This window comes from Streptomyces sp. NPDC093544 (genome assembly GCF_040683495.1).
In the GTDB taxonomy this organism is placed as follows: Bacteria; Actinomycetota; Actinomycetes; order Streptomycetales; family Streptomycetaceae; genus Streptomyces.
In genome coordinates, this window is record NZ_JBFBEA010000017.1 from 195,961 (window position 1) to 219,579 (window position 23,619).

The 23,619-nt window shown below is 68.4% G+C and carries 22 protein-coding genes and 2 rRNA genes; 5 read left to right on the forward strand and 19 right to left on the reverse strand.

Going from position 1 to position 23,619, the window contains the following annotated elements; all coding sequences use genetic code 11:
• Positions 1 to 204: 204 nt before the first annotated feature.
• The 3 genes from AB0N66_RS26200 to AB0N66_RS26210 all read right to left on the reverse strand — a co-directional run bounded on the left by AB0N66_RS26200 (position 205) and on the right by AB0N66_RS26210 (position 3,135).
• Positions 205 to 819, reverse strand: coding sequence for a DUF2867 domain-containing protein (locus AB0N66_RS26200; protein ID WP_365439387.1), 615 nt, complete (start codon positions 817 to 819; stop codon positions 205 to 207).
• A 559-nt stretch (positions 820 to 1,378) separates the two neighbouring features.
• A complete protein-coding gene (locus AB0N66_RS26205) occupies positions 1,379 to 2,035 on the reverse strand; it encodes an FMN reductase (RefSeq protein WP_365439389.1) in 657 nt (218 codons plus the stop codon).
• Complete coding sequence (locus AB0N66_RS26210) at positions 2,032 to 3,135, reverse strand: LLM class flavin-dependent oxidoreductase (RefSeq protein ID WP_365439390.1); 1,104 nt, start codon at positions 3,133 to 3,135, stop codon at positions 2,032 to 2,034. The genes AB0N66_RS26205 and AB0N66_RS26210 overlap by 4 nt, the downstream gene beginning before the upstream one ends.
• Before the next feature lie 115 nt (positions 3,136 to 3,250).
• Here AB0N66_RS26210 and AB0N66_RS26215 point away from each other — a divergent pair, with 115 nt between their 5' ends.
• On the forward strand, positions 3,251 to 4,060 hold the full coding sequence (locus AB0N66_RS26215) for a helix-turn-helix domain-containing protein (protein ID WP_365439392.1): 810 nt from the start codon (positions 3,251 to 3,253) through the stop codon (positions 4,058 to 4,060).
• Between the two features lie 65 nt (positions 4,061 to 4,125).
• On the opposite strand, the gene AB0N66_RS26220 is transcribed toward AB0N66_RS26215, so the two are convergent.
• Entirely contained in the window at positions 4,126 to 5,016 is an 891-nt protein-coding gene (locus AB0N66_RS26220; RefSeq protein WP_365439394.1) for an NADP-dependent oxidoreductase, read from the reverse strand.
• A 137-nt stretch (positions 5,017 to 5,153) separates the two neighbouring features.
• On the opposite strand from AB0N66_RS26220, the gene AB0N66_RS26225 reads away from it, so the two are divergent.
• Positions 5,154 to 5,555 carry a helix-turn-helix domain-containing protein gene (locus tag AB0N66_RS26225; RefSeq protein ID WP_365439396.1) on the forward strand — a complete coding sequence of 134 codons (402 nt, stop codon included), beginning with the start codon at positions 5,154 to 5,156 and terminating at the stop codon, positions 5,553 to 5,555.
• Between the two features lie 328 nt (positions 5,556 to 5,883).
• Here AB0N66_RS26225 and AB0N66_RS26230 read toward each other — a convergent pair whose 3' ends face one another.
• From AB0N66_RS26230 to AB0N66_RS26250, 5 genes are all read right to left on the reverse strand, one after another.
• Entirely contained in the window at positions 5,884 to 7,626 is a 1,743-nt protein-coding gene (locus AB0N66_RS26230; protein WP_365439398.1) for a bifunctional uroporphyrinogen-III C-methyltransferase/uroporphyrinogen-III synthase, read from the reverse strand.
• Positions 7,623 to 8,582 carry a hydroxymethylbilane synthase gene (gene hemC, locus AB0N66_RS26235; protein WP_365439400.1) on the reverse strand — a complete coding sequence of 320 codons (960 nt, stop codon included), beginning with the start codon at positions 8,580 to 8,582 and terminating at the stop codon, positions 7,623 to 7,625. The genes AB0N66_RS26230 and hemC overlap by 4 nt, the downstream gene beginning before the upstream one ends.
• The gene (locus tag AB0N66_RS26240; RefSeq protein ID WP_365439402.1) at positions 8,579 to 10,417 is read right to left on the reverse strand and encodes a glutamyl-tRNA reductase; all 1,839 of its coding nucleotides are present in this window, start codon (positions 10,415 to 10,417) and stop codon (positions 8,579 to 8,581) included. Before AB0N66_RS26240 ends, hemC begins: the two co-directional genes overlap by 4 nt.
• Positions 10,414 to 11,175, reverse strand: a complete 762-nt coding sequence (locus tag AB0N66_RS26245; protein WP_365439404.1) for a redox-sensing transcriptional repressor Rex — start codon at positions 11,173 to 11,175, stop codon at positions 10,414 to 10,416. The genes AB0N66_RS26240 and AB0N66_RS26245 overlap by 4 nt, the downstream gene beginning before the upstream one ends.
• A gap of 323 nt (positions 11,176 to 11,498) precedes the next feature.
• Entirely contained in the window at positions 11,499 to 11,795 is a 297-nt protein-coding gene (locus AB0N66_RS26250) for a glutaredoxin family protein (RefSeq protein WP_365439456.1), read from the reverse strand.
• Between the two features lie 191 nt (positions 11,796 to 11,986).
• Here AB0N66_RS26250 and AB0N66_RS26255 point away from each other — a divergent pair, with 191 nt between their 5' ends.
• From AB0N66_RS26255 to AB0N66_RS26265, 3 genes are all read left to right on the forward strand, one after another.
• Positions 11,987 to 12,931: an HAD-IB family hydrolase gene (locus tag AB0N66_RS26255; RefSeq protein WP_365439406.1), complete on the forward strand. Its 945-nt coding sequence runs from the start codon at positions 11,987 to 11,989 to the stop codon at positions 12,929 to 12,931.
• Between the two features lie 683 nt (positions 12,932 to 13,614).
• Positions 13,615 to 14,385 carry an ECF subfamily RNA polymerase sigma factor, BldN family gene (locus tag AB0N66_RS26260; RefSeq protein WP_365439408.1) on the forward strand — a complete coding sequence of 257 codons (771 nt, stop codon included), beginning with the start codon at positions 13,615 to 13,617 and terminating at the stop codon, positions 14,383 to 14,385.
• 332 nt (positions 14,386 to 14,717) lie between these two features.
• On the forward strand, positions 14,718 to 15,956 hold the full coding sequence (locus AB0N66_RS26265) for a DUF5667 domain-containing protein (RefSeq protein ID WP_365439410.1): 1,239 nt from the start codon (positions 14,718 to 14,720) through the stop codon (positions 15,954 to 15,956).
• Between the two features lie 92 nt (positions 15,957 to 16,048).
• On the opposite strand, the gene AB0N66_RS26270 is transcribed toward AB0N66_RS26265, so the two are convergent.
• From AB0N66_RS26270 to AB0N66_RS26315, 10 genes are all read right to left on the reverse strand, one after another.
• Complete coding sequence (locus AB0N66_RS26270; RefSeq protein ID WP_365439412.1) at positions 16,049 to 17,098, reverse strand: lysophospholipid acyltransferase family protein; 1,050 nt, start codon at positions 17,096 to 17,098, stop codon at positions 16,049 to 16,051.
• A 14-nt stretch (positions 17,099 to 17,112) separates the two neighbouring features.
• On the reverse strand, positions 17,113 to 18,174 hold the full coding sequence (locus tag AB0N66_RS26275) for an NAD-dependent epimerase/dehydratase family protein (RefSeq protein ID WP_365439414.1): 1,062 nt from the start codon (positions 18,172 to 18,174) through the stop codon (positions 17,113 to 17,115).
• A gap of 303 nt (positions 18,175 to 18,477) precedes the next feature.
• Complete coding sequence (locus tag AB0N66_RS26280; protein WP_003948845.1) at positions 18,478 to 18,576, reverse strand: AURKAIP1/COX24 domain-containing protein; 99 nt, start codon at positions 18,574 to 18,576, stop codon at positions 18,478 to 18,480.
• A 192-nt stretch (positions 18,577 to 18,768) separates the two neighbouring features.
• Complete coding sequence (locus AB0N66_RS26285) at positions 18,769 to 18,981, reverse strand: helix-turn-helix domain-containing protein (protein ID WP_365439458.1); 213 nt, start codon at positions 18,979 to 18,981, stop codon at positions 18,769 to 18,771.
• Positions 18,982 to 19,110: 129 nt separating this feature from the next.
• On the reverse strand, positions 19,111 to 19,926 hold the full coding sequence (locus tag AB0N66_RS26290; protein ID WP_365439415.1) for a phosphatase: 816 nt from the start codon (positions 19,924 to 19,926) through the stop codon (positions 19,111 to 19,113).
• Between the two features lie 201 nt (positions 19,927 to 20,127).
• The gene (locus AB0N66_RS26295; protein WP_365439417.1) at positions 20,128 to 21,300 is read right to left on the reverse strand and encodes an acetoin utilization protein AcuC; all 1,173 of its coding nucleotides are present in this window, start codon (positions 21,298 to 21,300) and stop codon (positions 20,128 to 20,130) included.
• Positions 21,251 to 22,480: an MFS transporter gene (locus tag AB0N66_RS26300; RefSeq protein WP_365439419.1), complete on the reverse strand. Its 1,230-nt coding sequence runs from the start codon at positions 22,478 to 22,480 to the stop codon at positions 21,251 to 21,253. The genes AB0N66_RS26295 and AB0N66_RS26300 overlap by 50 nt, the downstream gene beginning before the upstream one ends.
• 135 nt (positions 22,481 to 22,615) lie before the next feature.
• Positions 22,616 to 23,260: an HAD family hydrolase gene (locus AB0N66_RS26305; protein WP_365439421.1), complete on the reverse strand. Its 645-nt coding sequence runs from the start codon at positions 23,258 to 23,260 to the stop codon at positions 22,616 to 22,618.
• Positions 23,261 to 23,341: 81 nt separating this feature from the next.
• Positions 23,342 to 23,458 (reverse strand): 5S ribosomal RNA (rrf, locus tag AB0N66_RS26310).
• An 87-nt stretch (positions 23,459 to 23,545) separates the two neighbouring features.
• Positions 23,546 to 23,619 (reverse strand): 23S ribosomal RNA (locus AB0N66_RS26315); the annotation flags it as partial.

Here is a 23,619-nt window from a genome sequence, read left to right on the forward strand (position 1 = left end):
ACCACCTGATGAACGAGCACCCGGGCACCCTTCTTACCCCCCTCTCACCGCGAGCCGTGCCCGGCCCCTGGCCCTCGTCGACCACCTATGAAACACCGACCACACGGAGCGGCACGGCCGGTCACCCCGGCATGGTCCCGGTCGGGTGCCGGCGGCCGCGACTTTCCGTTGCGAGGCCACGAATGGTGTCGACGCTCGCAGCGACTACGGACGAGGACCCACGTTCGCGGTGGGCGGGAGCTCGCGGTCCCGCCAGGCCCGCTCCCACTGCCGGGTGATCGCGGGGTAGACGATCAGGTAGCGGAACGGTGCGATGAGAGCCATGTACACCCGTCCGAACCGGCCGTTGGGCTTGACCAGGATCGCCATCCGCAGTTCGTATTCGCCGCCTCCGGTCGGCACCCACCCCAGGTGCATGACGGCGTGGCAGGTCTTGTTCGCCAGTTCGCGGACAGACTCGTTGTGGAGCAGGTACACGGGGGTGAACGGGGCGTCGCTGGTGTCGGCGACGTCGACGGTCTCACGGAGATCGCCTGGCAGGCGCTCGTACAGTGGTTGAACCCGCTTCCCGAGGCTCGTCCTGGGTTTGTCCCAACCGAGGAGGGCACCGAGCTGCGAGCGCACCGTGAACAGGAACCGGATTGCGCGGGGCGGCTTGGCGAATCCGCCGACTGTCTGCATCGCGGCGAGTATGACGGGAAAGTCGTCCGGTCCGGCACCAGGAGTGCGGAAGGACCACACGTCCTCGGTCCGAAAGTCGCCGGTGAACTCGTGGATCCGCCACGGCTGGTCGGAATGGGCGGTGCGGGGAATTTTCATGGCCGCTGCCAACCTCTCCTGGGCCGGACGTCGTCCGCCACTCCCGTTACACGCTTGCGTACACGACGAAGCCTGCCCACTATGCGGATACGTATATCGGGGGCACGGGTGAGATTGGGCACGCCGTGGACGCTGCACGAACGCCGCGCGACAAAGTGAGTGGAGAAGGCCTGCGGGCGCCGGCTGACCGGGAAATACGAGCGCGACGAGGCCGGCCAAACGGCATACCTTCCACGACAGGTACTCGGCAGTCTCCCGCAAGTGATCCGTGCGGGTCTGCCCGCGCTCTCCGTAGCCCGCCAAGTCGGCGACGGCGCCCCCGAGCTGCTTCGCCAGACGCCCCCCGCCGCACGAGGAGCGGAGGGGACGTCGTCGGGAACGAACCCCAGCCAGGGCTGAGTCGAGAGTTGGACGGCGGCGTCGAGTACGTTCTGGGCCCGGCGGAACTTGCCAGACGAAACCCCTGAACTGGTGTAGCCAGGGCGGGGGTTGCTCTACTCTCCCGCACCCGGGACGCGAGCTGGTCCCTCATCGCACAGGTTCACTACTGGGTCCCCAACTAGGACCGCAGCGCGGCCAGTTGCTGCTCGAAAGGAACCACTTCGAAGCGACCGTCGGTACCGGAGGACCGGACACCCGCGGCCTCAGTCCCGGACTCAGCCGCCAACTCCCCCTCTGCCCGCCGCACATACGCACCGGCACCGGCCATCAGCCCCGCCAACTCCCCCGCAGCCCTGTCGACGCGCGAGGCAAGCCCCTCCGCTCCCCAGTCCTCCGAAGCCGCGTACACGCCGGTCGGCACGACCACGGCCCGCAGATAGGCGAAGAGCGGTCGAAGCGCGTGGTCCAGTACGAGCGAGTGCCGCGCCGAACCCCCGGTCGCCGCGATCAGCACCGGCTTTCCGGCGAGCGCGTCCTTCTCGCTGACGCTCAGCACGTCGAAGAAGGACTTGAACAGCCCGCTGTAGGAGGCGGAGAAGACGGGCGTGACGACGATGAGCCCGTCCGCCGCCGTCACCGCGTCGAACGCGGATGCCAGCGCCCGCCCAGGGAACCCGTTGGTGAAATTGTGGGCGATCTCGACGGCCAGGTCGCGCAGTTCGACGACCTGGACGTCGGCGGAGGTCTCCCGGACCGTAGCGGCGGCCAGCCGATCGGCAAGCAGCCGCGTGGAGGACGGGACACTCAGCCCCGCCGAAACGACGACGAGCTTCATGCGACGGTCACCCCTTCCGAAGCCTCCGAAGCGGCAGCGGCCAGCAGGGACTGGTGGGTCGGCGCGTCCGGCACCCCGGCCGGCCGGCCCTTCGCGAACTCCTCGCGCAGCACGGGCACGACCTCCTCGCCCAGCATGTCGAGCTGCTCAAGCACGGACTTCAGCGGCAGCCCCGCGTGGTCCACCAGGAACAGCTGCCGCTGGTAGTCACCGGCGTACTCCCGGAAGGCCAGCGTCTTCTCGATCACCTGCTGCGGCGACCCGACGGTCAGCGGCGTCTGGTCGGTGAAGTCCTCGAGGGAGGGCCCGTGCCCGTACACCGGCGCGTTGTCGAAGTAGGGCCGGAACTCCCGTACCGCGTCCTGCGAGTTGTGCCGCATGAACACCTGTCCACCGAGCCCGACGATCGCCTGTTCGGCGGTCCCGTGCCCGTAGTGCGCGTACCGCTCCCGGTACAGCTCGACCATCTTCTTCGTGTGGTCGGCCGGCCAGAAGATGTTGTTGTGGAAGAAGCCGTCGCCGTAGTACGCGGCCTGCTCGGCGATCTCCGGCGAACGGATGGAACCGTGCCAGACGAACGGCGGTACGCCGTCCAGCGGCCGCGGCGTCGACGTGAACGACTGCAACGGCGTACGGAACTTGCCCTCCCAGGTCACCACGTCCTCGCGCCAGAGCCTGTGCAGCAGCGCGTAGTTCTCGATGGCGAGGTTGATGCCCTGGCGGATGTCCTGCCCGAACCAGGGGTAGACCGGGCCGGTGTTGCCGCGCCCCATCATCACGTCGACCCGGCCCTCCGCCAGATGCTGGAGCATCGCGAAGTCCTCGGCGATCTTCACCGGGTCGTTGGTGGTGATGAGAGTGGTTGAGGTGGAGAGGATCAGCTTCTCGGTCTTCGCCGCGACATAGCCGAGCATCGTGGTCGGGGACGACGGCACGAACGGCGGGTTGTGGTGCTCGCCGGTCGCGAAGACGTCCAGGCCGACCTCCTCGGCCTTCTGCGCGATGGCGACCATGGCCTTGATGCGCTCGTGCTCGGTCGGCGTCCGCCCCGTCGTCGGATCCGGTGTCACATCACCGACGCTGAAGATCCCGAACTGCATGGTCGCTCATCCTCCGCAGGTTGTTTACGATTCAACTATACCCGCTAACGAGACCGCCCGCCTCCCTATTCCCACACCACCCGCGACTGTCGGTCCCCGGCCTTACGATCCCGACATGGCCGCCCCACGCCGTGACACCCGAGGCATCGTCGACGCCACGGAGCTCTTCTCCCGGGTCCGCTTCCGACGCCGCGCACCCGCACCACCCCTGCGCCGCTACCTGGAGCACTACTGGCTGATCGACTGGGACCTGCCCCAGCCGTACGCCTCCCACGTCGTCCCGCACCCCTCCGTGAACGTCGTCTTCCAGCAGTACGAGGGACAGGACCCCTTCGGCGAGGTCGCCGGCATCGGACTCGGCCTCTTCACCCAGAAGCTGAGCGGAAGGGGACGGGTGTGCGGCATCCAGTTCCGGCCGGGCGGCTTCCGCCCCTTCGCCCCGGAGCACCCGGTGACCGACTGGACCGGCCATCGCGTCCCGCTCCCCGAAGCCTTCTCCCCTGCGACCGACGCCCCCACGACGATCCTCGCCCCGGACGACGAGGACACCCGTGTCACCGCCCTGGACACCTTCCTCCTGAACCTGAACCCCCGGCCGGACCCCCAGTCCGACCTGGCCATGACCCTCGTCGACCGCATCCGCACCGACCGCACGATCCGCCACGTCGGCGACTTCGCCCACGCCCAGGGCATGACCGTACGCAGCCTGCAACGCCTCTTCGCCGCGTACGTCGGCGTAGGCCCGAAGTGGATCATCCTGCGGTACCGCATCCACGAAGCCCTGGAACACGCGGAGGCCTCCCACCCCCCGGACTGGGCAGCCCTGGCCGCCGACCTCGGCTACGCCGACCAGGCCCACCTGGTCCGGGACTTCACGGCAACGGTGGGAGTGCCACCGACGGCGTATGCGCGAGGGGTCCACTGAGAGGGGCTGAAGGAATTCACAGGAATTCAGCCCCCTCACCGAGCAGAGACCGTCGCTAGGGCTCGCTAGGGCACAAGCACCAGCCGCCCCCGCACCCCGCCCTCGGCCAGCCGCGCATGCGCCTTCACCACATCCGCCAGGGCAAAGGTGTCCGCGACCCGAGCCGTCAGCACCCCCTCATCCACCAGCGCCACCAACTCCGCAAGCCGAGCCCCATCGGCACTCACCTCAACGGCAGCAGTCCGCACACCGCGCACAGACGCCGGCTCCGTATGCGGGATGACAGCCACGAACCCACCCCCGTCCCTGACCCACTCCAGCGCCGCATCGCCGACGATCGCCGCGTCCAGGACCGCGTCCACGCTCCCGGGCGCGACCTCACCCGACACAAAGCTGCCCGCCCCCAGCGACCGCACGAGCGCCTCATCGGCGTCCCGGGCCAGAGCGGTCACCGACAGCCCCCGATGGACGGCGAGCTGGACGGCGTACCCACCGACCGCCCCCGCCGCCCCGGTGACCAGCAGGCTCTGCCCCGCCTCCAGCGCCAGCAGATCGAGCGCCTGCGCGGCGGCAAGGGCGTTCAACGGCAAGGTCGCCGCGTGCACCGCGTCGATGGAGGCGGGCGCCAGAGCCACCGCGTCCGCGTCGACGACGACGTAATCGGCGTGCGTACCAAGGGACTTGACGGGCCCGTACGACAACGCCACCACCTGATCACCAACCGCCCACCCCGCCCCGACACCCACCGCGTCAACGGTCCCGGCCACGTCCCAGCCAAGCCCGAGCCGCTCACCCGCACCCCCGAAAACACCCACACGAACCCCGGCGTCGACCGGATTCAGCGCAGCGGCCGCGACCTTGATCCGTATCTGCCCGGCACCCGGCTCAGGCACATCAATCTCGACAACCTCCACGACCTCCGGTCCACCGAACGCCGTAACAACTGCTGCACGCATAACAACTCTCCCCACAGGCAGAAACCAATTCGCCCGAGAAGACCCAGATATCTCCCCGGCAGCAACAACCCTAGGAAGAGTTACTCTCCATCAGTAAGTAGGCACCTCAAGGTGCGTACGTCACCCGGAGGTGAGCCATGGCGACCACAACCGCGGCGCAGCAACGCGAAAAAGCACGCATCGAGTACGACGCGTTCATCAAAAACTGCCCCACCAACCAGCTCCTCGACCGCATCAGCGACAAATGGGTCAGCCTCGTCGTCTGCGCACTCACCCCCGGCTCGATGCGCTACAGCGACCTGGGCCGCAAGATCGCAGGCGTCAGCCCCAAAATGCTGACGCAGACCCTCCGCTCCCTGGAACGCGACGGACTCCTCACCCGCACAGTGACCCCGTCCGTACCGGTCCGCGTCGACTACGAACTGACCCCCCTGGGCACCAGCCTCAGCTGCCTGCTCTCCGCAGTGAAGGACTGGGCAGAACTGCACATCGAACAGGTCAACAAGGCAAGAGACGACTACGACGCCGAGCCGTCCTGACCGCCCGGCCCACCGTCCCGCAGCCTCCCACCGGCGGAAGAGGGGCGGAGAAGCAGCCCACCGGCGGAAGAGGGCCGGAGGCAGCCCACCGGCGGAAGGGGCCGGGGGCCGGTACATCACATGCCCGTCGCGTACGTTCGCGTCACCGGACCCGTCTCCACACAACCGACGTCTGATCCGGCGGCGACGGGCGGATGTACCGGCCCCCGGCCCCGACCCACCACCAACCGGAGACCCGCCCCGAACCACCCGCACCCGCACCCGCACCCGCACAAAACAGAATGACTCCCGCGGCCACAGGCCACGGGAGTCACCCCACACCAAGCACCTACGTAGTACGCCGCCGCCGAGACCCCGGCCGCCGCTCGCTAGGCCGAGTGACAGGATCCCCCGCCTCCGCAGCCGCCGCCCGACGCCGCAGCCCGAAGTCCGCAAGCGCCTCGGCCAGCTTGAGCGCGGACGGCTCCGGAGCCATCACATCGACCCGGAGGCCGTGCTCCTCGGCCGTCTTCGCGGTGGCAGGCCCGATACAGGCGATCACCGTCACGTTGTGCGGCTTGCCCGCGATACCGACCAGGTTCCGCACGGTGGAGGACGACGTGAAGAGCACCGCGTCGAAACCACCGCCCTTGATCGCCTCACGCGTCTCGACCGGAGGAGGCGACGCCCGCACGGTCCGGTAGGCCGTGACGTCGTCGACCTCCCAGCCCAGCTCGATCAGCCCCGCGACCAGCGTCTCAGTGGCGATGTCGGCCCGCGGCAGGAACACCCGGTCGATCGGGTCGAACACCGGGTCGTACGGCGGCCAGTCCTCCAGCAACCCCGCGGCGGACTGCTCCCCGCTCGGCACCAGATCCGGCTTCACTCCGAAGGAGACCAGCGCCTTGGCGGTCTGCTCGCCCACCGCCGCCACCTTGATGCCGGCGAAAGCGCGCGCGTCGAGCCCGTACTCCTCGAACTTCTCCCGCACCGCCTTGACCGCGTTCACCGAGGTGAAGGCGATCCACTCGTAGCGGCCGGTGACAAGCCCCTTGACCGCCCGCTCCATCTGCTGCGGCGTCCGCGGCGGCTCGACGGCGATCGTCGGCACCTCGTGCGGCACGGCCCCGTACGACCTCAACTGGTCGGAGAGCGACACCGCCTGCTCCTTCGTGCGCGGCACGAGGACCTTCCAGCCGAACAGCGGCTTGGACTCGAACCACGACAACTGGTCGCGCTGGGCGGCGGCGGAACGCTCACCGACCACGGCTATCACCGGGCGGTGACCCTCCGGGGAGGGCAGCACCTTCGCCTGCTTCAGCGTCAGCGCGATGGTGCCGAGGGTGGCGGCCCAGGTCCGCTGACGGGTCGTCGTACCGGCGATCGTGACGGTCATCGGCGTATCGGGCTTACGGCCCGCGGCCACCAGCTCACCCGCCGCCGCACCGACCGAGTCGAGCGTCGACGAAACGACGACCGTCCCGTCCGACGCCCCGACCTCGGTCCAGCAACGGTCGGAGGCCGTCCGCGCGTCGACGAACCGCACATCCGCACCCTGCGCGTCCCGCAGCGGCACACCCGCGTAAGCGGGCACACCGACGGCGGCCGCGACACCGGGTACGACCTCGAACGGAATTCCCGCGGCGACGCAGGCGAGCATTTCCTCCGCGGCGTACGTATCTAGTCCGGGGTCCCCGGACACCGCACGCACGACCCGCTTGCCGCCCCGTGCGGCCGTCATGACAAGATTGGCAGCGTCCCTCAACACGGGGTCACCAACGGTAGTTGACAAACCGTCAACAACCGTTAGCTGAGGCGTGCCTGTACCCGAGCGCGCACTCACGGATGAAGGCGTGCCCACGGGCGACGCGTTAGTACCTGTACCAGTTTCGGTATCCGTATTCAGTACGGCGACGCCCGGTCTGGCGTGTGAGCGGACGACGTCGAGCACCTCGTGCTCGGCGACGAGAACATCCGCGTTCGCCAGCGCCTCCACGGCGCGCAGTGTCAGTAGTCCCGGATCCCCGGGTCCGGCACCAAGGAAGGTGACGTGCCCGTGTTCCGGACCGGCGGAAAGGTTGGTGGGGCTCACTGTGCTCGCTCCCCCATCAGACCGGCCGCGCCCTTGGCAAGCATCTCGGCAGCGAGTTCACGGCCGAGCGCCATTGCTTGGTCGTACGTCTCGGGCACGGGACCGGTGGTGGACAACTGCACCAGCGTCGAGCCGTCGGTCGTGCCGACGACGCCGCGCAGGCGCATTTCCTTGACAATCTGCCCGTCGGCCAACAGGTCGGCGAACGCACCCACAGGTGCGCTGCAGCCGGCCTCCAGGGCGGCGAGCAGGGACCGTTCGGCGGTCACGGCGGCCCGGCTGAGCGGGTCGTCGAGTTCACCGAGCGCTGCGACGAGGTCCGCGTTGTCCGCGGCACACTCGATCGCCAGTGCCCCCTGGCCGGGGGCGGGCAAAACTGTGTCGACGGACAGGAAGTCCGTCACTTCCTCGATCCGGCCGAGGCGACCGAGTCCGGCGGCGGCGAGCACGACAGCGTCCAGCTCACCCTTGCGCACATATCCGATCCGGGTGTCGACGTTCCCCCGGATCGCGACCGTCTCGATCGTCATCCCGTGATTGCGCGCGTACGCGTTCAACTGGGCCATCCGGCGCGGCGAACCGGTGCCGATCCGCGCCCCGTTCCCCAGCTGCGCGAAAGTCAGCCCGTCGCGGGCGACGAGCACGTCACGCGGGTCCTCGCGCAGCGGTACGGCGGCCAGCGCCAGGTCGTCGGGCTGGCCGGTCGGCAGATCCTTGAGGGAGTGCACGGCGAAGTCGACGTCTTTGGCGAGCAGCGCGTCGCGCAGCGCGGTCACGAACACCCCCGTGCCGCCGATCTGCGCGAGGTGCTCGCGCGAGGTGTCGCCGTACGTCGTGATCTCCACGAGCTCGACCGGCCGTCCGGTCACCTGACTCACGGCTTTCGCCACCTGCCCGGACTGGGCCAGGGCGAGTTTGCTCCGCCTGGTCCCCAGCCTCAAAGCCTGGTTATTCATGCTCGCCCTCGGTTCTCGGCGTTCTCTGTGTTCTCGATGTGCTGGGCGTTTTCGGTGCTGCTGTCGCTCTCCTCGGCCCGCGAGACGGAGGCGACCGTCTCGGGGTCCAGGTCGAACAGGGTCCGCAGCGCGTCCGCGTACCCGGCGCCGCCGGGTTCGGCGGCCAGCTGCTTGACCCGTACGGTCGGCGCGTGCAGCAGTTTGTCCACCACGCGCCGCACGGTCTGGGTGATCTCCCCGCGCTGCTTCTCGTCGAGGCCGGGCAACCGGCCGTCCAGCCGCGCGATCTCGTTCGCGACGACATCGGCGGCCATGGTCCGCAGCGCCACGACGGTGGGAGTGATGTGCGCGGCCCGCAGGGCGGCACCGAAAGCGGCCACCTCTTCGGAGACGATCCGTTTCACCTGGTCGACGTCGGCGGCCATCGGAGCGTCGGCGGAAGCGTCGGCGAGCCACTCGATGTCGACGAGCCGCACCCCGAGCAGCCGGTGCACGGCCGCGTCGATGTCACGGGGCATCGCGAGATCGAGGAGCGAGAGTACGGGCGCGGGCCGGGGGATCTCGGCGACGGGCTCGGGCCTGCGGCGCTCCGGCACCCGGCCGACGGTGGCGGCCGCCGCGGCCAGCGCGGCGATGGCGTCGGCGTCACCCTCCGGGTCGAGCAGCTCGGCGAACCCGGCGGCGCTGTCCTGCGCGGCACCAGAGCCGGCGACCACCGTGCGCTGCGCCCGGCCCGCCACGTCGCCCTTGTCCACCCAGGCCGCGTGCTGTTCCAGCTCGGCCGCGCCCATTCCGGCGACGGCCGCCTCACCCTGCACGGAGAACCCGGCTGTGGTCTGCACGGCGGACAGATCGAGCGGGCAGCCTTCGTCGGTTCCGACACTCGTGGGCGGAAGGGCGTCCCGCACGGCGCCCGAGACGGTCGTACGACCGGAGTCGCCCGCCGCCGAACGGCGAGGGCCGGCATCCGCACCGGGGACCACGGGTTCCGTCGTACGCCCTTCGATCGCGGCGGCGACGGACTCGGCCGACAGGACGAGCCCCGTCGCCCCCGTACAGGAGACGGCGATGTCGGCACGTGTCAGCTCGAACGGCACCGAGTTGATCGGTACCGCGCGGGCCAGCACGTCCGTTTCATCACTGTCGGTCAGGATCTGGGCGAGGCGCTCGGCGCGGTCCAGCGTGCGGTTGGCGACGACGAGCTCGGCGACCCCGGCGCGCGCCAGCGTCGCGGCGGCCAGTGAGGACATGGAGCCGGCGCCGAGAACCAGCGCCCGCTTGCCCTGGAGCCAGGCGTCGACCGGAGCGCCGGACGCCAGCTGCTCCAGGCCGAAGGTGACCAGCGACTGGCCCGCGCGGTCGATGCCGGTCTCGGAGTGGGCGCGCTTGCCGACCCGCAGGGCCTGCTGGAACAGGTCGTTCAACAGCCGGCCGGCGGTGTGCAGTTCCTGCCCGGTGGCGAGGGCGTCCTTGATCTGGCCGAGGATCTGGCCCTCGCCCACGACCATCGAGTCGAGGCCGCACGCGACCGAGAACAGATGGTGGACGGCCCGGTCCTCGTAGTGCACGTACAAGTAAGGAGTGAGCTCGTCCAGGCCGACCCCGCTGTGCTGGGCGAGGAGCGTGGACAGCTCGGCGACGCCCGCGTGGAACTTGTCCACGTCGGCGTACAGCTCGATCCGGTTGCAGGTCGCGAGTACCGCGGCCTCTTCGGACGGCTCGGCGGCGAGGGTGTCCTGCAACAGCTTGACCTGCGCGTCCGCGGACAGCGTGGCCCGCTCCAGGACGCTGACCGGAGCGCTGCGGTGGCTCAGCCCCACAACGAGGAGACTCATGCCGGCATCACGGCGGGGACATCCCCGTCAGGCCCTTTGCCTGAGTTCTCCTGAGCGGCCGGGAGCATGGCGGCGGCGGCCTGCGCCTCGGCCTCCTCGCCGGCCTTGCGCTGCTCGTGGAAGGCGAGGATCTGCAGCTCGATGGAGAGATCGACCTTGCGTACGTCGACACCGTCCGGGACGGACAGGACGGTCGGCGCGAAGTTGAGGATGGAGGTGACTCCGGCGGCGACGAGTCGGTCGCAGACCGCCTGGGCGACGCCCGGCGGGGTGGTGATCACCCCGATGGAGACGCCGTTCTCGTCGACGATCTTCTCCAGGCCGTCGCTGTGCTGCACGGCGATCCCGGCGACCTGCTTGCCGGACATCTCGGGATCGGCGTCGATCAGCGCGGCGACCCGGAACCCACGGGAGGCGAATCCACCGTAGTTGGCCAGCGCGGCGCCGAGGTTACCGATACCGACGATCACGACCGGCCAGTCCTGGGTCAGGCCCAGCTCGCGGGAGATCTGGTAGACGAGATACTCGACGTCGTACCCCACACCACGCGTCCCGTAGGAGCCGAGGTAGGAGAAATCCTTGCGCAGCTTCGCGGAGTTGACCCCCGCGGCGGCCGCGAGCTCCTCGGAGGAGACCGTGGGTACCGAGCGCTCCGACAGTGCGGTGAGGGCTCGGAGGTACAGCGGAAGCCGGGCGACGGTGGCCTCGGGAATCCCTCGGCTGCGGGTCGCCGGTCGGTGAGTTCGGCCAGTTGCCACGGTGCTCCTGCGGGTAGCGCGGGGCTGCAGGCGGTCACACGTACCTAGACCGCCCCGTCGAATGCAGGCTATGTCTTTGTGAACGCGTGCACAAAGATGGTGTCCGATTTGCCCGGCCAACGTGACCGGGGTCACGCACGCCTGGCGCACGGATATGAAACCGGCGCACAGGCAGTTTCGATCCTCGCCTGAAGGGGGCAAACCCGCACACTCTCCTCACCGCATCCCGCCCCCGAGACCAATCGCCGTCAATCCTAGGCGACTTTCCGGACCAGTTGGACTACCCAGTCAGGCCACGATGCGGTCACACCTGCCCTCCTCCACTATGTGAGGGCTTTGCGAAGGCGCTCCTCGTTCACCCGCCAGAACGTGTGCTGGGCGCCGTCGACCAGCACAACAGGGATCTGCTCCCAGTACGCGCGGTACAACTCCTCGTCCGTACTGATGTCCTTCTGCTCCCAGACCACCCCGAGCTCACCGCAGACCCTCGCGACCACTTCCTGTGCGTCATCACACAGATGACACCCGGGCTTCCTGATCAGCGTGACCACCCGCCCTTCTCCGGAAGCTCTGGTAGCCGCGCCATCCGTCTCCGTACGACGCCCACCGCGCCGGAACATGGAACTCATAGGGCCATTCTCCCGCCACCCGGGCCCGGCGCGACCCCTCCCGGCCACAAGGCGGTCGGACCGCCCCCGCCCCTCCCGACACACCGCCCGGACCGTTTCTTTAACGGCTCGGTCGCGGAGAGTTCACAGCCTCGAATCCTCGCGACTCCGGAACCACCGAACAAACTGGCTATGCTCACGACATGGCCGCTCTCGGATGGCTCACTCCCCGTAGGCGCTCCGCCACCGCGCGGAGCGTGTTGGCAGGCGAGGCCTCGGCGGAGGCAGCGCGCAAAACCTCCCAGGAGCTGGAGGAACTCGCGCACGAAGCCGCGCCGGATCTCCCCACCGACGAACCAACCTTCCCGGTGCTCGGCGACGACAAGGCAGCCGCGTTCTTCGACCTCGACAACACCGTGATGCAGGGTGCCGCGCTCTTCCACTTCGGCCGCGGGCTGCACAAGCGGAAGTTCTTCGAGACGCGCGACCTCGCCCGATTCGCCTGGAAGCAGGCGTGGTTCAGGCTGGCCGGCGTCGAGGACCCGGAGCACATGCAGGAGGCCCGCGACTCGGCGCTGTCGATCGTCAAGGGCCACCGTGTCGCCGAGCTGATGTCCATCGGCGAGGAGATCTACGACGAGTACATGGCCGAGCGGATCTGGCCGGGCACCCGCGCGCTGGCCGAGGCGCACCTGGACGCCGGCCAGAAGGTGTGGCTGGTCACAGCCGCCCCGGTCGAGATCGCGACGGTGATCGCCCGCCGTCTCGGCCTGACCGGCGCACTGGGCACGGTCGCCGAGTCGGTGAACGGCGTCTACACGGGCAAGCTGGTCGGCGAGCCGCTGCACGGCCCGGCAAAAGCGGAGGCGGTGCGCGCCCTGGCCGCCGCGGAGGGCCTGGACCTCTCCCGATGCGCCGCCTACAGCGACTCCCACAACGACATCCCCATGCTCTCCCTGGTCGGCCACCCCTACGCCATCAACCCCGACACCAAGCTCCGCAAGCACGCCCGCAACCTGGAATGGCGCCTACGCGACTACCGAACGGCCCGCAAGGCCGCCAAGGTAGGCATCCCAGCCGCAGCAGGAGTAGGCGCGGTAGCAGGCGGCACAGCAGCAGCAATCGCACTGCACCGCCGCCGCCGCTAACACCCCCAAGAACAAGGGCCACCACGCCGATCCCCCACCCATACACGGGGACTCCACCCTTCAGCCCGACCCAGGGCACCCCCAGCCCGTCCGACGTTCAAGGACGAGGCCACCCATAGGCGCGGCCGTTTCAGCCCGTCCGGCGTTCGAGGACGAGCCGGTGCCATCCCAGTCCCCCACCCACCCTCTGGGGGCAGCACCCTTCAGCCCCGGCCGGCAGTCTCAGCCTGTCCGGCGTTTGAGGACGAGGCCGTCCGGGCCGACAGCGGGGGTCTGGGGGCGGCAACCCCCAGGAACAAGGGACGGGTAGGGGCGGAGGGGGGCGAACAACCCACTCCCCAGCCCACGGGCTTCCGGATGCTCATGACACACCCGAAACCCGGCAATCCCGCACTCCTACCCCCACAACGCCCCCGCCAGTCCCGTTAACGGCAGTCGACCACAACACGCCCCGCACTCAAACGGAACACGGACCAAAACGATCAACAAACGGTCACTGTCCGGTACTTGAATCAGCGTCAACAAGAAACAGAAGCGACGCAACCGGTGATTTACGCAACTCGGTGTAGCGCTGCCTGTACGAAGCGTTATTCTCCTCAGACGCAAACCGCCACCCCACTTTCGCTACGACGGGTGAACGGTTCCGCACTGAACGTGATGGAAGCTCTGCCTCTGGGAGTCCCGTGTACTCACACGTCGGGGTTGACGCCTCGGGCCTGGCTACGCTGCGCGCAACGGTTCTGGACCGCTTGCGCGGCTTCGTCCCCACCGCGTACGCCGTCCCCGCCTTCGCCGGCCCCGCGCCCGTCGGCCCTTGTTACGCCCTGGCCGACGGAAGCGCGGCGGTCGGCAGACGGGGCCGCTCGAGCTCGGCCACCACCGCTCGCCGCCCGGCCGCAGACAGTGACAGCGCCCGGATGATGGAACTCGTAGAGCGCGCCCAAGCGGGCGAGGCCGATGCCTTCGGCCGTCTCTACGACCAGTACAGCGACACCGTGTACCGCTACATCTACTACCGCGTCGGCGGAAAGGCGACCGCGGAAGACCTCACCAGCGAGACGTTCCTGCGCGCCCTGCGCCGCATCGGAACCTTCACCTGGCAGGGCCGCGACTTCGGCGCCTGGCTGGTGACCATCGCCCGCAACCTGGTCGCCGACCACTTCAAGTCCAGCCGTTTCCGGCTGGAGGTGACCACCGGCGACATGCTCGACTCGAACGACGTCGAGCGCAGCCCCGAGGACTCCGTCCTGGAGTCGTTGTCGAACGCGGCACTGCTGGATGCCGTGAAGCGGCTCAACCCCCAGCAGCAGGAGTGCGTCACCCTGCGCTTCCTCCAGGGGCTCTCGGTCGCCGAGACCGCCCGCGTGATGGGCAAGAACGAGGGCGCGATCAAGACCCTCCAGTACCGGGCCGTCCGTACGCTGGCCCGGCTCCTTCCGGACGACGCCCGCTGAGCCCCGTACACCCGCACAAACGCCATCGGTTCAGGCTGGACCGCAACCCTCGGGTTGGAAGCCCCCCTCCTTATAGGTGGGGGAGCGGAGTCACAGTGATCCCACACGCTCAGCGACGCTCAACTCACCTTCCGTAAAAGTCTGTTGACTTCGCGGTCCGATCATCCGTCGTCCGTAACCCAAGTGCCGCGACGCTCGTTGTGCGGGATACAGGCTCCCTGTGGTCACTCCCCGGCCACCACCGATCACTCGATCGTGTGGATGTGGTCAGGGAGTGCAACCCTCAGGACCCCCTGGGGAGTCGACCGTCATGATGAGAGGAGGTGCCGCCAGTGATCGCGAACGTATCGGCACACCGGCGGGCGAACGCCTTCGCCCTGGCCCTGGAAGAGCAGTCCGACCAGGGCACGGCGGCCGAGCAGCCCGATGGGTCGGCACCGTCCCCGGCTGCTGCGGAACAGACCGATCAGGGCCTGCTGCTGGCCCTGGCCACCGGTCTCGGCGAGTTGCCCAAACCGGAGTTCGACCCCGAGGTCAAAGTCGTGCAGCGAGCCCAGCTCGTCGCCGCGATGGAGGCCATGCTGCTGGAGGGCACTGCCGCGGGAGGCCAGGGCCCGGGCCCTTCGGTGCCCGAGCAGCGGTCCCACCGGGGCCGGGGCGCGCACCGGGCGACCGGGCTCGGGAAGTTGCGGCCGCGTTCCCGGCTGTCGAAGGGACTCGCCGCGGGCGGGCTCACCGTCGGTGTGGCCGCGGGAGCTTTCGGCGGCGTGGCCGCTGCCAGCACCAACGCCCTCCCCGGTGACTCGCTCTATGGGCTGAAGCGCGGCATGGAGGACATCAAGCTGGGCCTGGCCCACGGAGAGAGCGACCGGGGCGAGCTCTACCTCGACCAGGCCTCGAACCGGCTCAGCGAGGCCCGCCGGCTGTTGGAGCGTGACCGGGCCGGGCAGCTCGACCACGAGTCCCTGAGCGAGATCCGCCGCGCCCTGTCGGGCATGCAGCACGACGCGGCCGAAGGCCATCGACTGCTGCACGAGGCATACGAACGGGACGGCTCACTCGGCCCCATCCAGGCCCTGTCCGCCTTCTCGCAGTCCCACCGCGAGGCCTGGGGCACGCTGCGCGACCGGCTGCCCGTGCAGCTCGGCGATGTCAGTGACCAGGTCTCGTCGGTGTTCGACGCCATAGACGAAGAGGTCGAACCGCTGCGGTCGCTGCTCCCGCAGCCGCCCGCACCGGAGGGCACGGGCCGCCACCGCGGCTCCAGCTCGGAGTCCACCGGCTCCTCCGGTACGGACCGTCCGGCGCCCAGCGCCACCAGCGGCAGCAGCTCGTCCAATGGCAGTCAGAGCAGCGGCAAACCCAAGCCGTCCACCTCGGGCAGCCAGGACGACGGCCTGCTCGGCGGCAACACGGGCGGCCTACTGGACCCGCCCAAGGACGCCACCGGCTCCGCCTCCCCGTCCACCGGCAAGAACACCCCGTCCACCGGCGAACCGGACGTCACCCTGCCCCCGCTCCTCCCGGGTCTGCTCCCGGGTCTGGGCATCGACAGCGAGGACGTCGGCTAGATCGTTTGGCTGTACGACGTTGGGGCGCCCTTCCTGAGAAGGGCGCCCCAACGTCGTACAGCCAAACGATCAGAAGAAACGTATACCCATGATCAGAAGAAGACGGACCGCCGCTGCACCAGCAGCTTGTACAGCGTGTGCTGGATCTGCTCTCTGACCTGATCCGTCAGGTTGAACATCAGCATCGGATCCTCCGCCGCCTCCGGCGGATAGCCGTCCGTGCGGATCGGCTCGCCGAACTGGATCGTCCACTTCGTGGGGAGCGGGACCGCGCCGAGCGGGCCCAGCCACGGGAAGGTCGGAGTGATCGGGAAGTACGGGATTCCCAGTACGCGCGCCAGCGTCTTCACATTGCCGATCATCGGATAGATCTCCTCCGCGCCGACGATCGAGCACGGGATGATCGGGGCGCCCTGGCGCAGGGCCGTGGAGACGAAGCCGCCGCGGCCGAAGCGCTGGAGCTTGTAGCGCTCGCTGAAGGGCTTGCCGATGCCCTTGAAGCCCTCGGGCATCACGCCGACCAGTTCGCCGCGCTCCAGCAGCCGTTCGGCGTCCTCGGCGCAGGCCAGCGTGTGCCCGGCCTTGCGGGCCAGCTCGTTGACGACCGGCAGCATGAAGACCAGGTCGGCCGCCAGGAGGCGGAGGTGGCGGCCCTCGCGGTGGTTGTCGTGGACGGCGACCTGCATCATCAGGCCGTCCAGCGGCAGCGTCCCGGAGTGGTTGGCGACGATCAGCGCCCCGCCCTCGGACGGGATGTTCTCGATGCCCTTGACCTCGACGCGGAAGTACTTCTCGTAGAGCGGGCGGAACACGGACATCAGTACCTGGTCGGTGAGTTCGGCGTCGTAACCGAATTCGTCGACCTCGTAGTCGCCCGTGAGCCGCCGGCGCAGGAAGGCCAGGCCCCCGGCGATGCGCCGCTCCAGACCGCCGCTCTCCTGCGGCTCCTGGGGTGGCTGTTCCTCACGCGTCACAGGAACATCATCTCGCTGCCCGGCCCGGCTCGGCAGGTGCTGGACCTCACGAACCACCACGGGCTCGCCCGGGCGGCGGCTCCCCGCGCTCCGGCGGCGCGGCGGGCGCTGCACCGCACCCCCGCGCGACCGGTCGTCGTCGAACGGAATGACCTTGGCGTCCGCCATCGTTGATGCGCTCCTCAGTTGGCGCTCTGCGTCGGGGGCTGGCCGCCGCCCAGGTAAGACAGCGCGGCGATCCGGTCGACGGCTCCCGCGACGGCCTCGGGGGGCAGGAGTCCGGGCCCCCGGCTGCGGGCGAAGTCCGCGAAGGTCTCCGCCGTCGTGTACTTCGGCCGGAATCCCAGCGTCTCGCGCATCTGCTTGGTCGCCACGACCCGGCCGTGCGTGAGCAGCCGCAGCTGCTCCGGCGAGAAGTCCGTCACGCCCAGCGTACGCACCGCCGTGCCCGCCCAGGACAGCGCGGGCAGCAGCAGTGGCACCGTGGGTCGGCCCAGGCGCCGCGAGCACTGGGAGAGCAACAGGAGGCCGTCGCCGGCGATGTTGAACGTGCCGCTGTTGAGCGTCCCGCGCTCCGGCTCGTGCGAGGCGATCCGCAGTACCTCGATCACGTCGTCCTCGTGCACGAACTGCAGACGCGGGTCGTAGCCGAACACGGTCGGCAGTATCGGCAGCGAGAAGTACGAGGCGAGCGGCGAATCCGCGCTCGGGCCCAGGATGTTCGCGAACCGCAGCACACACACGGCCACGTCGGGGCGCCGGCGCGCGAATCCCCGTACATACCCCTCGACCTCCACCGTGTCCTTCGCGAAGCCGCCGCTGGGCAGCGACTTGGGCGGAGTGGTCTCGGTGAACACGGCCGGATCGCGCGGCGCGGACCCGTACACGTTCGTACTGGACTTCACGACGAGCCGCTTGACGGTGGGGGACTTCTGGCAGGCGCCCAGGAGCTGCATGGTGCCGATGACGTTGGTCTCCTTGACCGTTGTCCGGCTCCCACTGCCCAGCGCGGTGCCCGTCACATCCATGTGTACGACCGTGTCGGCGTTCGTCTCGGCGAGCACGCGCGCGATGGTCGGGTGCCGGATGTCGGCCTGGATGAAGTCGGCACCGCCCAGATGGTGCTCGGGCGGGACCGCGTCCACGGCGATCACCCGGTCCACCTGTGGGTCACGCTGGATCCGCCGTACGAACCGGCCGCCCAGCCGACGGGCAACTCCGGTCACGAGCACGACCTTCCCCAAGATCAGCGCCTTCCTTCCAGAATGCTTCCAGAATGCGGATGTAGCTCTGCTCGTAGCCTGCCGTGTTCCCCGTCTACGGCCAACCTAGCGGGTTGTTGTTGCGCTGTGATGACCGCCCGAGGCACGAGGTGACGACAGCCACATACGTGCGATCAGACCAAGCCATTCGGCGCACAGGAATCGGTTCATCGCCCGCAAAGGCTTTCTATGACGGATTTGCGCGACGGATATGCGGAACCGGATATGCCTGTGGCCCCCCGCCAGTTGGCGGGGGGCCACAGTACGCGCTTCTTGCGGCGCCGCTTACTTCTTGTTGCGACGCTGAACGCGAGTGCGCTTGAGCAGCTTGCGGTGCTTCTTCTTGGCCATCCGCTTGCGCCGCTTCTTGATAACAGAGCCCACGACTACCCTCGCTCACTTCTCTTTACTCGGTGCTGGGCTGCATGGGCCCACACGTATGAGGGGCCAGCCTACCCGTCCGAGCGCTGAGGTCGTAATCGAGGGGATCCGGGAGATCTCCAGGCGAACGCCGGATGATCCTGGATGGCCTCCCGGATCATCAGGGATCACCCCGGAGGGTCTCCCGGACCGCCGTCAGGCTGTCTCCACCCCCACATAGCTCTCGCGGAGGTACTCATGAACAGCTTGCTCCGGCACCCGGAAGGACCTCCCCACCCGGATCGCCGGCAGATGACCGCTGTGCACCAAGCGGTACACGGTCATCTTCGACACTCGCATCACCGAGGCGACTTCCGCCACGGTCAGGAACTGAACCTCGTTCAGAGGCCTCTCGCCAACTGCAGCCATGACACACCTGAACCTTCCGCACTCGACGGTCACCGGCTTCCCCTTCCGGTGACACTTCGTCGTTGCGTGCTTACTCCCCAGAGTAGGGGCGGGTGATGCGAGTGGGGAAGAGGAGCTGCCATCGGCCGCCTACTGTGACAGACACGCTCGATTGAGTACATAGCGAGTAAGCGGTCGGTAGTAATCAGACCGCACAGCGTCATCAAGCGGAACGACGACGGACACCCGCCCCTCTGCCTCCCCGACGAAGAGCGCAGGATCGTCCGTATCCGCCAGCCCCATCGCCTCGAACCCCAACTGACCTGCTCCGCAGACCCATCCGTGGTCTCCGATCACCAGCTCGGGGAGCGGTCCACCGGCCTCCGCCGCGGCGGCCAGAACGGTACGAACCGGGAGGGGTGAGTGGGTGTGTGCGCCGGTCGCACTACCGGGGGCTCGCACGCCGGGTTCGCGCACCAGCGCGACACCTTGTACGTAGTCAAGGTTGTACGTGCGTAGACCGAACCGGGTCGTTATGTCGACACAGTCACCCTGCGCGGGGGTGAGAACAGTACATCCCGCCGCCGACAGGGCGTCCGCGAGAGCGGCGTAGAAACCGATCAGCCGATGCGGATGACCGGTGCCGAGAAGCACCGGTTCTCGCCTGCGAGCCGCCTCTCCGAGCCGCGTCGCGAAGGCGTCGAGGGCGGCCAGGGTCCGCTCGGGATCGATCACATCATGCCCCGAAGTGTGCGACGGGTCCGCAGAAACCCCACACTTGTCCGCCATCAACTCGATCAAGTCCCGCTGCCGCCAAGTCCATTCGGGATCAAGCCCGAGCAGAACGCGAGGATCACGAGCGGCGAAGAGCCGATAACTGCGCAGACTCTCCTCACGCGAGGTGGCCACAGGCCCGGCCAGCCGGGCGGCCAACAGGTGTGCACGCAAAGCTCCGGTGCTCAACACGTCAGCGATGCTGACGCATTTGCCGCGCCTTCACCCCGAAAATCCCGAAAAGGCCGCACAGTTGGCGTAACGGCCTGGTATTTCAGCCCGTCCGGCCTTTGAGGACGAGGCCGTTCAGGCCGAAGCGGGGGCCTGGGGGCGGCTGCCCCCAGAAACGGGACGGGAAGGGGCGGAGGGGGCGAGAAAACAATGGCCAGCCCCTTACGGCAACAGCCCCCGCAACGGAAACACCGCCCGCCGAGTAGCCAGTACCGCCTGATCCAGCCGATCGGCCGGGTCGTACCCGGACTCCCAGTCCGCCCAGGCCACCGGCCACCGCCCATCAGTCATCCGCCCCGGCGCCAACTGCCGCGTACGAGCGAACACTTCCTGCCGCCACCCCTCGGGAACCAACGCCGTGGGCTCCACGGCTCGCCCCGCCGCAATGGCAACCAAATGCGTCCAGGACCGAGGCACCACATCCACCACCGCGTACCCACCCCCGCCCAGCGCGACCCACCGCCCCTCGGCGTACTCATGCGCCAGCTGATGACAGGCAACCTGCACAGCCCGCTGCGCGTCCAGCGACACCGCGAGATGCGCGAGCGGATCCTCAAAATGCGTGTCGGCCCCGTGCTGAGTAACCAGCACCTGCGGCCGAAAGTCCGCGATCAGCTCAGGCACCACGGAGTGGAACGCCCGCAGCCACCCCGCATCCCCCGTCCCGGCAGGCAGCGCGACATTGACGGCAGACCCCTCCGCGCTGTCGCCGCCCGTCTCCTCCGGCCACCCGGTCTGCGGGAACAACGTCCGCGGATGCTCATGCAGCGAGATCGTCAGAACCCGCGGATCCTCCCAGAACGCCGCCTGCACCCCGTCCCCGTGATGCACATCCACATCGATATAGGCGACCCGCTCGGCCCCCAGCTCAAGCAGCCGCGCGATGGCGAGTGAAGCGTCGTTGTAGATACAGAACCCGGACGCACCCCCCGGCATCGCATGGTGCAGCCCACCCGCGAAATTCACCGCGTGCACCGCGTCCCCGCGCCACACCGCCTCAGCCGCGCCCACCGACTGCCCGGCGATCATCGCGGACACCTCGTGCATCCCGGCGAAGGCGGGATCGTCGAGGGTCCCGAGCCCGTACGAGGTGTCGGCAGCCTCCGGGTCCACGGAAGCGGCCTTGACCGCCTCCACGTAGTCCTCACGATGCACGAGCCGCAACGTCGAATCCCCGGCCGGCTTCGCCGCGACCACATCAAGGTCCCGATCGAGCCCGAACGCGTCGACGAGCTTCCTCGTCAACACCAACCTGACCGGATCCATCGGATGATCCGGGCCAAAGTTATAGCCCGTTACTGCCTCGTCCCACATCAGCTGTGCGCGGCCGCTCATGCCCTTCACCGTATCGGTCCGGTTCAACGGCGAACGACCGGGCGTACCTCAAGGTCAGCAGAACCAACACCATGGGTACGAGCATGGCGCCCCGGTAGTTCCAGGCGTCCCCCAGCGCACCCACCAAGGGCGAACCGATCAAGAACCCCACGTAATTGAAGATATTGAGCCGCGCGATGGCCGTATCCGAAGCCCCCGGAAAGAGCCGCCCGGCAGCCGCGAAAGTCTGCGGCACGATCACACAGAGCCCCAGCCCCAGCAGGGTGAACCCGACCATCCCCACCCACGCGCCGGGTGCCACCGCCACGACACCGAATCCCAGCGCCGCGACCACCGCCCCCACCCGTACGACCGCCGCAGCCCCGAACCGCCGTACCCCGAAGTCCCCGATCGCCCGCCCCAGGAGCGTCGTGACCATATACACGTTGTACGGAACGGTCGAGAGCTGCTCCGAACTGCCCAGCACGTCCTGCAGATACTTCGCACTCCAGTTGGAGACTGTCGAGTCCCCGATATAGGCGAAGGTCATCACCAGACACAGCGGCAGCAGCAACTTGAAGACGACGGGCCCGGCCTCGCCCGCCTCCTTCGCACCAGAGGCATCATCCGCTCCGGCGCCGGCACCCCCATCGACGTACCACCGACTCCCGACAAGGACCGCAGGCAACAGGACCACCACGACCGGCAGATACAACACGAACAGCGACAGATGCCAGTGCGCCCCCGCCCACGCGAGCGAGGCCCCTACGATCCCGCCCAGGCTGTACACGGCATGGAACCCGAGCATGATGCTGCGCCCGTACGTCCGCTGGAGACTCACCCCGAGCATGTTCATGGAGGCGTCGAGCGCACCGACCGCGAGCCCGAAGGCAGCGAGCGCGATCGCCACCTCGACCACCTGGTCACCGGACCCGACCCCGAGCAGCGCAAGGAGTACGACGGGCTGCGACCACCTCAGTACGCGACTGGGCGGCACCCGCTTGACCAGCTTCTCGGTGGCCACGCTCCCGACCCCCGCCAGCACCGGCACCGCGGCGAGGAAGGCGGGCAGCAACGCGTCGGAGATTCCGTAGCGGTCCTGGATCGCCGGGATACGCGTCACGAGCAACGCGAAGCCGACGCCCTGGGCGAAGAAGCTGAACGCGAGCGAGGCCCTACCGCGCCGCAGCACATCTGTCATGGCGGCGAGCGTAGAGCCCAGGCCTACCCGTGGGTAGATCCAACCGAAGATGAATTCTGCTCAGCTCTTCAACTCGGCGCGGCCCACGGCTGATGGAGGGCAGGGTGTCTGAGGAGGACTCGCAACCGAACCCAGTCATACGAGCAGGTCAGCCAGCTCATCCATGTCGGAGAAGAGACGAGTGGCCCCCGCGAGCCGACCGGCGGGCGTCATGGCCGTGAATCCGTACACATCCATCCCAGCCGCGACGGCCGCCCGCACTCCGAGCGGACTGTCCTCCACGACGACACACTTCTCCGGCACCACACCCATCCGCTCGGCCGCGTACAGAAACAGATCCGGCGCCGGCTTCCCCCGCCCCACATCCTGCGAACTGAAGACGCGCCCCTCGTCGAACCATCGGTCGAGCCCGGTCTTCCGATGCCCCACACGAATCCGTTCATGACTCCCAGAAGAGGCCACGCAGTACGGCACCCCGTCCGCAGCCAGCTTCTCCAGCACCTGCACAGCACCCTGAACCGGCTCCAACTCCCGCTCGAAGGCGGCGAAAACCTGAGCATGGAAGACGTCATCGAAGTCCGCGGGCAGCCGCTCCCCGGTCCGCTCCTCGACCAGGTCGTGTACGCGGTGCATGGCGGCGCCCATGTAGTCGCGGAGGGACTCCTCGTACGAGGTGGGGTGCCCGAGCTCGGTGAGATACGCGGCAAGGAGAGCGTTGGAGATCGGTTCGCTGTCCACGAGGACGCCGTCGTTGTCGAAGATGATCAATTCGTAGCGCATACTGCAACATTAAAACGAGGCAACCCTGAACGCAGAAAACCCCCGTACCGTTTCCCGGTACAGGGGTTTTCTCCAAAACTTGTTCGGCGGCGTCCTACTCTCCCACAGGGTCCCCCCTGCAGTACCATCGGCGCTGTAAGGCTTAGCTTCCGGGTTCGGAATGTAACCGGGCGTTTCCCTTACGCTATGACCACCGAAACACTATGAAACTTCTCAACCGGAGCCGTGGCATGGCTACGACGGTTGTTCGTGGTTTCAGAACCAACACAGTGGACGCGAGCAACTGAGGACAAGCCCTCGGCCTATTAGTACCAGTCAGCTTCGCCCATTACTGGGCTTCCACATCTGGCCTATCAACC